This is a genomic window from Sphingopyxis witflariensis, assembly GCF_002205635.1.
GTDB lineage: Bacteria > Pseudomonadota > Alphaproteobacteria > Sphingomonadales > Sphingomonadaceae > Sphingopyxis > Sphingopyxis witflariensis.
On the sequence record NZ_NISJ01000003.1, the window covers coordinates 419,896 to 429,198 of the forward strand.

At 60.9% G+C, this 9,303-nt stretch carries 5 protein-coding genes; 2 read left to right on the plus strand and 3 right to left on the minus strand.

The window, feature by feature from the left end:
* Window positions 1-28 precede the first annotated feature (28 nt).
* Entirely contained in the window at window positions 29-2,152 is a 2,124-nt protein-coding gene (locus tag CDQ91_RS08670) for a TonB-dependent receptor (protein WP_054586758.1), read from the minus strand.
* Between the two features lie 129 nt (window positions 2,153-2,281).
* Here CDQ91_RS08670 and CDQ91_RS08675 point away from each other — a divergent pair, with 129 nt between their 5' ends.
* Both CDQ91_RS08675 and CDQ91_RS08680 read left to right on the plus strand, forming a co-directional pair.
* The gene (locus CDQ91_RS08675) at window positions 2,282-3,751 is read left to right on the plus strand and encodes an MFS transporter (RefSeq protein WP_158213642.1); all 1,470 of its coding nucleotides are present in this window, start codon (window positions 2,282-2,284) and stop codon (window positions 3,749-3,751) included.
* A 42-nt stretch (window positions 3,752-3,793) separates the two neighbouring features.
* A complete protein-coding gene (locus tag CDQ91_RS08680; protein ID WP_237245895.1) occupies window positions 3,794-4,834 on the plus strand; it encodes a LacI family DNA-binding transcriptional regulator in 1,041 nt (346 codons plus the stop codon).
* Window positions 4,835-4,959: 125 nt separating this feature from the next.
* Here CDQ91_RS08680 and CDQ91_RS08685 read toward each other — a convergent pair whose 3' ends face one another.
* The gene (locus CDQ91_RS08685; RefSeq protein WP_088472285.1) at window positions 4,960-7,386 is read right to left on the minus strand and encodes a DUF4238 domain-containing protein; all 2,427 of its coding nucleotides are present in this window, start codon (window positions 7,384-7,386) and stop codon (window positions 4,960-4,962) included.
* Window positions 7,387-7,613: 227 nt separating this feature from the next.
* Window positions 7,614-8,600 carry a DUF2971 domain-containing protein gene (locus CDQ91_RS08690; RefSeq protein WP_197709674.1) on the minus strand — a complete coding sequence of 329 codons (987 nt, stop codon included), beginning with the start codon at window positions 8,598-8,600 and terminating at the stop codon, window positions 7,614-7,616.
* Window positions 8,601-9,303 lie beyond the last annotated feature (703 nt).

The following is a 9,303-nucleotide window of genomic DNA, read 5'->3' on the forward strand; positions in this document are numbered from 1 at the left end:
CGAGCGCCGCTGCGCTCGCCCCTCCTGATCAATCGATGGTGGTGCGCAAGCGCAGGCCGATGGTGCGCGGATAAGGTCCGGCGAGCAGCAGACTGTTGCGAACGAAAGACGGACCGCGTTCGTCGGCGAGATTCTCGCCGAAGATCGAAAGTTCCCAGCGGTCCGTGCGGATTCCCGCACTGGCATTGTAGAGCGAGTAGGGCCGGACGACATAGCCGTCGTACATGACCCGGCTGCTGGTGCGGCTGGCCGCACCGTTGAGGAAGAAGCGCAGGTCGCCGCTGCCGAGCGGCCGCTCGAAATCGGCATCGAGACGATAATTATACTTCGCTGTGCTCGAGAGGCGCTCGCCATTGGCGACGTTGGGAAGCGAGGCGGTGACGGCGGGATAGATGTCGCGGAATTCGCTGTCGTTCCAGTTGGCGACCGCGCCGAGATTGAGGCCATCGATCGGGGTGCGCCACCGCGCTTCGAGATCGACCCCCGTCGTGCGGGCTTTGCCGACGTTCGCGAACGCGGAAACGCCGAACGGCGTGAGACCGAATTGCAGATCCTTGAAGTCGATGCGGTAGACGTTGAGCCCGAGCTGGACGCGGCCGTCGGCGAGCTTCGCCTTGATGCCCGCCTCATAGTTGGTGAGCGTATCGGGAGCGAGCGCGATCGAGGACGGAATTCCCGAGGCCTCGACCAGCGAGGCCTGGAACGGCGTCTGGGTAATGCCGCTCCGGAATCCCGTGCTGACCGTCACGAAGGCGGTCAGATCGTCGGTCGGGAACCAGGAAAGGTTCGCGCGCCACGTCACCTTGTCGGGTTTGGTTTGCCCCGAGCCCGTGCCGGTCAGGATCGAGTCCGCATCGAAGCGTCGATTGTCCTTGTAATAGCGGATGCCGACCAGCGGCACGAGCTTGCCGCCGAACAGATCGTAGCTGATTTCGCCGAAAGCGGAATAGTTGCGGGTCCGCGTATCGTTGAACCCACTGATGGTGAGCGCGGTCAAGTTGGCATCGAAGCTGAAGAGCGCCTTAGCATTCTGGTAGAAACCGCCGACCAGCCAGTGGAACGGACCATCGCCGTTCGAGCGAAGCTGGATTTCCTGCGCGAAGCTGCGCGCATCATAACCGTTGAAGAGCGCGCCGGTGCCGAGCGGTCCGAAGGTCTGTCCGGTCAGATAGCCATATTCGGCATCGAGATAGCTGGTCGAACTGCTGAGGATCGCGGCGCCGGCGTCATATTCGACCGACACGCTGTAGAGATCGAAATTCCCGTTCTCATATCCGCGCGTGGTTCCGCTGAACCACTGCTGGGCAGGCTCAAGCTGGTTGATGCTCTGCGTATAATTCTGGCGCGGTTCCCAGTGCGCGGCCTGCGCCCGGATGCGCAGCGCGTCGGTCGGCTGCCAGAGCAGGACCGCCCGCACGTCGCGGTTGGTGACGTCGTTGGCATTCTTGAACGACGGCCCACCGGTCGCCGGCGTCTCGCTGAAGATATCGACATAGCCGGCACGCTTGTCATAGCCGCCGCTGATGCGGATCGCGAGCCGATCCTTGATCAGCGGCACCGAGATCGCTGCCGACACCCCGTAGTTCAGCGCGCTCGCATCATCCATCTTCGCGATCGTCGCCTCGCCGCGCATCTCGAAATTGTCGAGATCGGGCTCGCGCGTATGGTAGATGATCGTGCCCCCTGCCGAACCCTGCCCATAGAGTGTACCCTGCGGCCCGCGCAGGACCTCGATGCGGTCGATATCGATGAAGCGGAGCGGCGGCGCGATCGGCGAATTGGGAATCGCGAAGGGAACGTCGTCGATATAGTAGCCGATCGGCGAGTCGCCGATGCCGCCCGCGGCTCCCACGCCGCGCAGCGAGAAGGTCTTGATCACCGAGCCGACCTGTTCGCCCGGCGAAGCACCCGGGATCGAGTTCACAAGATCGGTCGTCTCGCGGATTCCGCGCTCTTCGAGCTGCTCGCCGCTGAAGGCCTGGATCGCGAGCGGCGTGTCGATCAGCGACTGCGAGCCCTGGCGCGACGCCGTCACGACGATGTCGCTGTCACTGCTTTCCGTCGTGGAAGCTGCATCTTGCGCCATCACCGGAGTGATCAATGCGATATGTGCAATGCCGGTAAAGGCGGCGGCGGTCAGGCGGCGTGTCATAGGTCCTCTCCCCATAAGCTGCGAATCCGCGATGGAATACGCAATCGATTGCGTGCGGTTTACGCAATCGATTGCGCAGTTGTCAACTCTCTGTTACCCGGCGGCAACGAATGTAGGTGGAGAGCACGCATGACAGGACCGACCGACCTTCCGAAAGGCGCCAAAGTCGGCACTTCGACGAAGCTTTATTACGGGAGCGGTCAAGCCGTCGACGCCATCGTCCAGGCGGTCGTCAACACCTTCCTCCTCTTCTATCTCACCGCCGTATGCGGGATGTCGGGGGCTGCCGCCGGCAGCATTTTCCTGATCTCGCTTGGCGTCGACGGGTTGCTCGATCCGTTCATCGGGCGGCTCTCGGACAATTGGCGGTCGCGCTGGGGCCGCCGCCTCCCCTTCATGACGATCGCGCTTCCGCCCATGATGATCGCCTCGGCGCTGCTGTTCACGCTCCCCGCCAATCTCGCCGGCGGCGCCCTCTTCGCTTATGTGTTGGCGCTCAACATCGTCCTGCGTGTCGGCCTGTCGGTTTTCGCGCTCCCTCATTCGGCGCTGACCGCCGAACTCAGCGACGATTATGGCGAGCGCTCGATTATCAGCACCTACCGGGCCCTGTTCATCGTGCTGGGCACCGCGGCCGCGCTTCTCCCCGCCTTCGGCTTCCTGTTCGCCGAAGACGGCGCGCTCCAGACCCGGCCGCCCTACCAGTGGCTCGGGCTCATGACCGCCTGCCTGATCGGCGGGTTCGGGTCGGTCTGCGTGGGGGGGATCTTCAAGACCGTGCGCAGGCTGCCGATGCCGCCCGGCGAGGCGACGGGCACCGGCTTCCTGTCGGACATGGCACAGCTGTTTCGCAATCCGTCCTTCGTGCCGATGTTCGGCGGCGCGGTGCTGGTGCTGGTCGGCCAGGGCGCGACGACGGCGCTCAACCTTCACGCGTACCGCTATTTCTGGGAGCTGCCGACCGCCTATATGCAGCTGCCGCTGCTCGTTCTGCCGCTCGGCATGCTGCTCGGAACCCTCGCCGCAGGCCTCTTGCTGCGGCGCATCGAAAAGCGCGACGGCGTCGTCGGCGCGATCACGCTGCTCGGCGTCTACCAGATCGTCATCACCCTGCTCGCCGTCACCGGCGTCATTCCCGCGGGGTCGATGATCGCGGTCGTTCTCGTCGCGATCAGCGGCTTGCTCTTCGGCGGCTGCGGCGCGCTCTGCTTCGTCTGCTTCTACTCGATGATCGCCGACGCGGTCGATGAGCATGATCACCTCTTCGGCGTGCGCCGCGAGGCCCTCTATGCCGCGGCGCTGATGGTCGGAGCCAAGGCTGCCACCGGTCTCGGTGCCTTCCTTTCCGGACTCGGTCTCCAACTCATCGGGTTCGTGGCGCCGGCGAAAGCGAGCGGGATCGTCCCGCCGGATATCGCCACGTCGGTGGGTCTCCTATGGGGCCTCGGCGGCGCGCTGGTCGTGCTCGCGGCCATCCCCTTTCTTCGGCGATACAGGATCGATCGGTCGCATCATGCGGCGGTCCTCGAAAGCCTTGCGGCGCGCAACGCCGATCACAACACGGCACCGAATTTGACGCCGGACCTTGCGCAGGCCTGATCGGCGGTGCAATCGATGGCGTAACGCAGACGGGCGAGTGGAATGGAACTGGAAAAGGTGCGCCCAAAGTCGGGCCGGGCAGTCAAGATGACGGACATTGCGCGGATCGCGGGGGTATCCTCGTCGACCGTGTCGCGGGCGCTTGCCGATCATCCCACCATTCCCGAGGCGACGCGAAATACGATCCAGGCGCTGGCGAGAGAGCATGGCTATGTCGTGAACCGCGCCGCGCGGAACCTGCGCCAGAGCCAGACGCAGACGATCGCCGTCGCGGTCCCGCTTGGCCACGAGCGCGAGCAGCTGATTTCAGACCCCTTCTTCCTGCGCCTGTTCGGACATCTCGCCGACGAGATTTCGCAGCGGCGCTACGACATCCTGCTCGTGCGCGAGCCCTCGCCCGACGCGCATTGGCTAGGGCGCCTCGTTCAGTCGCAGCGCGCCGACGGCTTCATCATCGTCGGGCAGAGCGACCAGCATCAGGCCCTTAACCTTGCGGCCCGCGACTACCGCCCGCTGGTCGTCTTCGGTTCAGAACTGCCAGATCAAATCTATTGCTCCGTCGGCTCCGACAATTTCGAGGGCGGCCGGCTTGCCACGGACCATTTGCTCCGATCCGGCCGCAGGCGCATCCTGTTCCTCGGTCCCGCCGAACTGCCGCAGATCGACCTCCGGCTGGACGGTTACCGGCAGGCGATCGGCGATCATGGCCTGTCGGTCGACGAGAGCTTCGTCCTGCCCGCGCATTTTACGGGACCCTCGGCCCATGACGCGGTGCGCGATCTTCTCGCGCGGGGGGTGGAATTCGACGGTATCTTTGCGGCCTCTGACGGCATCGCGCTGTCCGCGATCCGCGCGCTTGAGAGTGCAGGCAAGCGCTGCCCTGCAGATGTCTCGGTCGTTGGCTTCGACGACAGCGATCTCGCCTCGCAATCCCACCCGGCGCTAACCACCGTTCGGCAAGACTTCCCCGGTATCGCGGCAACGATAGTCGATCATCTGTTTCGACGGCTGGATGGCGAAGGCACCTATTCGTCGACGCTGCCGGTGAACCTCGTTCTCCGGGAATCCGCTCCCGATAGATAACGCAGATGGCCGGTAGCGGTCAGGCCGCTTTTCGGAAGCGATCTTTAGAAGCAGACACAACCCAGCAATATTACGGCGTCTATTGGACGAGTAGTGCCCACCTTCGCCATCGGGCTGGCATAGCGCTATTGTCTTACGGCTGTGAACGGCTCGATGAAGAAAGCCATGGGTACGCTTGGCAGATGCTGTTCTGAGCTCGACATCAGCAGCAGTCGATTGATGGTATTGTCCTGAATGCCACGCGCCGGGAACGCGCAGCTAATCCGTGCGCGGCCAATTGGCACCCCCGCTTTTTCCAGCTCTCCTTGACTACGGTGGAGGCGCGTAAAGCGCGCCGCGGCGGACGCTTCCCAATTTGTCTTTCGATCTGAATCTCGAAGCTTGGCGAGGTAACGAAAGCTATCCTTAAACAGCGCTGGGTAATTTGCATGCGCGCCAGCGATACCGATTTTTGCAGTCATCACGGGGTCGCGCGAGAAGAGAAAAGTCTCACGGCTGATCACGGCCGCGAGACCGTCAAGAGCTGCAACCAAGGGACCGAACCGCGGACGGATTGCGAGCTTCAGCTCCTGCCAGCGGTGCGGGCTGTCGGTTACGATCGCAGCGCCTGTCGCCTGAGCCAGATACATTGCGATCTCGAAGTTCGGCGCTAGCTTCATTATGTGCAGCTGACCCCGGTCCGAAGCGCCGACGATGCCATCCTGAAGCACTGCCAGGGGATCCCGCTCGCGCAATATTCGGCGGCCGACAAGCAAATCCGAAATTTCCTCGGCCCCAATGCCGGGCTTGTCGCGCCGCAATTCGGCAATGATTGCCTCGTCGGGAAGTGCAAGAAGGTCACGCTTGAGCCCCTCAATCGCCAGTTTCTTGAGTCGCGGATCCTCGTCGACCTCGAAACCAACGAGCCTTGCGCGATCTTCGGCCATTTTCATCATCTGGCGACGCAAATGCGTATCGAAGATGCACGGATCCGGGATAAGATTGACGAGGCCGGCATCGACGAGAGGCATGATGTTCAGAATGAAGACCACCGATTTTAGGAACTCATGGTGGTAGCTTCCGGGCTGCTCGAGCGGACTATATGCCTTGGCCAGCACGCCCGGATGCGCAAAAGGATTCTCTATGATCAGTTCGCCGAAATAAAGTGGCGCGCCCGTTGCAAATTCGTCGATCAGGAACGGGTGAGTGCTCCCCGTGTATACCGCGCGGGGGCGACCGTCGGGCTTTGGAAGGAGCTTGAGCAGGTCGGTTTCGAGCGGCCAGAGCGCGGCGAACAGCGTATAGACTTGGCGAATTTGCTCCTCAGTTAGGGTCCGGCGCACGTCGGTCCAGCTCTTGCCTTCGGAGAGCCCGAGAATGTTCAATATGCCTTGATAGAAGCGGAGGTTCCGCTCGCGGATGCTCAGTTCATCCCACGCGGGACGCAGGGCTTCGGGACGCGAGCGGCAACAGTCCCGGAATGTCTCTCCCGAACCGCAGCCACATGCGTCACCTGGCCGCAACGCGCCGTCGGATAGCGGCTTCAGGAGGAAACTACGCTCCTTCTCGGTGCGGCCGAATTCATCCTGATAATGAACGCGCCCATCCGTGTAGCGCACATATATCTCGCCGCCGAATTCATGAAGCTGGTCGGCTGGCGGCTTCAAGGGCTCGCCGAGGGCCGACCAAGGCTCGTCATTCTGCTTCTCGGGAAAGAGCCACTCCTCACACCCGGCCGCGACAAACCTGCGGGCGCGGAGCTTCAGAATGCGGTTTATCCGCACGACATCGGGCTCGATGAGATGGCGTTCGTGGATCAAGGCCATGGTGTTCACCAAGGCGTCGTGAAAATTGCGCGCGAAAGTCCGTTTCTCAAGCGCGCGACAGGCGGGATCCCGGGCATATTCGAGATTGGTAAGGATGAGACAAAAGTTCCGGCTCAGCGGAAAGATTGTCTGTGACCCCTTGAGCGCGATCGATGGGTCTTCGGGATAGCGGGTAAGCGTACTGCCGGGCGGCGCACCGTGGTTATAGATTGTCACGGGGTGATCGGTGAGAATGAATTTGACCGCGCTTTGCTCGGCCGAAACGACTTCGCGCACACCGTTCGCCCAGATGCCGCCGTGGAGCATTCGAATGGCCTGCATCTCCATCATCAGCTCATTCTGGTCGAGCCCCGGATATTGGCTTCGCAGCCAATCTAATCCTTTCGGCGTGCGGATTTTCTGAATGTCGATATATTCAAACAGCGTCTCGAAATGACGGGACCGTTCGGCTTCCTCTGTTGCCATGAAGGCCGGTATCGCCTTCGAGCCGCGAGTATCTATCGCGCCGAACAGCTTGCGCTCGATCTCGTCAATCACGCCGCCGAAGAAGGTGGAATAGAGATCGCGCTGGACGAAGCAGCGAGAGACCGGCGCGCGGAAGAGTGATCGCCCGAGCACGATACTGCCGTCGCGTCGAACAAATTTCTCGGGATTGAGGTCGAGATAGTAAAGTTCGTCGCGCCTTGGCTCGATAAAATGTCGCTGATGCCACTCGGGCACATAATGATTGTCGCGGCTGAGGACCATCGCTGGACCTTAGCGTTTCCGTCAATCAAGTATAGCCGGGCTCAATTTGTCGACCGGAGAGAATTGCAATCAGCGCCAGCCTCGACGATTGGCGAGTGCAAGAAGATCGCTTCGTTCGGCCAGTGGTCGTGAAACAGCGAATCACGAAGCATACGACATATATACAAACGCCGAGCATAGGCACACGCGCTTGCCCTTGCTATACGATAGATCCGTAAGGCGCGCGTTTACAATCTTGGCGCCAGTGGCCGAAGCTTTCGGTCAAAGAAGCGCTGGTGATACACCTCACGATTGTTCCGCAACTTGTAGATCGTTGTCATATAGATCGCTTCCGTTACCGTGGTAGACGTGTCGATTGAGGCAAATCCCACGAAGTTCGGATGAAGCGCCGCCTCTTCAATCAACCGGACGAGATTCTCAAAGGGAACGCGGAGGAAGTCCCTGAGCTCGTCTTCCGCATAGAGCGCCTCGTCGCGATCAAACTCATCGCCCCCGACGCCCTCGCAATCTGCGAAGGTCCGCGCCGGCTTGATCGTTTCGAACGTCAGATCGAAGCCACGAGTCTGGCCAAGCAAAACTTCGACCGGTCGTTGGTCGAGGATGGCACAGATACGTTCAATTTCCTCCGGTTGAGCGCGCGGCCCGATATAGACGCGCTTGAGTGCGTCATCGAGATAATGCTTTGGGCCGACCTCTCCGACAACATACCGCCATTCCTTTTCGTGCGACCATTCGCTCCGCTTACGAGTGATGCGCGCCAGAACGGCCTCGCGACCGCCATCCGAAGCGACATCGGCGACGGTCAACGGTGGAAGCGCTTTGCGGGCATATGTTACCGGGCGGAGCTCTTCGCCGTGAAAATCGCCAATTGCCAAGCGCTGGGTGTCGAACTCGAGGCACATGCCGCCAAAGTTGCTCCCATAATAAGCCCACATCGGAAGATCTTCGACTGTCCCGGCAAATGACACCAAGGCAAAGCGCTCGATCATCTGCGAAACCAATGCATAGATTTCAGCGATATCTTTGCCGCTCGCGCCCAAGATAGCGTCGACCATTTGGTCTCCCGGACCTCCGGTTTCGTAGAATGCCTCCATCGGATCGTTCATCGCCGAGAATGGCGGAGCGAAAAGATAGCTTGCGGAAAGCGCCTCCATCTCGCGCTCGGAATATGCCCCCAGCGGCCGAAATCGATAGAGAGTGGAGGGGCGATTCATGACCGTGAGAACTTTCTATCTTACCGTGCACCGTTTGCAGATCGAAAGCCCACTTGAGACCGGTGGCTTGCACGTAACAATCTAAGGAAGCTGTAATTCATTTCTACCGAGTGGCTTCGACTAGAAGCAACCGCTTGAGATCGTCGGCAATATGGTTTTGATGATCATAGGAGGGCGGCCGTAAGATTGATGGCTCGGCGGAGCCCTCACGCGTTAGCTATTGGCTTCGTCGCCAGTAGTGACTTTCCAGGGGAGGAAATATTTTGAGCTGCAGCAGCCTTACAGCCGAAGGCGCCGCGCTGGTCGGTGCAGCAATCGGCGGAGCTTCGACAATAGTTGGCAATATTGTTACCCATTGGCTCTCCAACCGAAGAAGCGAAAAGCTCGATGGAAAACGGAAAGCCCGCCTTCGAACGATGCTATCTGGAGAACAGTATGTATGGCGAAGCATTGGTGCACTCAGTTCGGCGATCGGGGCAGACAATGAGAAGACGGCTAGCCTACTCATCGAAATAGATGCCCGCCAGTCGCTCAGCAATAGCGATTCGTGGGCACTAGGCCGTGTTGACAAAAGGGATTCCCAAACCCGCCTTGTTCTGATTCAAGACTGCTTTTTGAGGGGCAGTCATGGGTCGCGGGGATTTGTCGGACGCGGAGTGGGATCTGATCGGGCCGCTACTGCCGCCTGAGCGCGGTCGCTGGG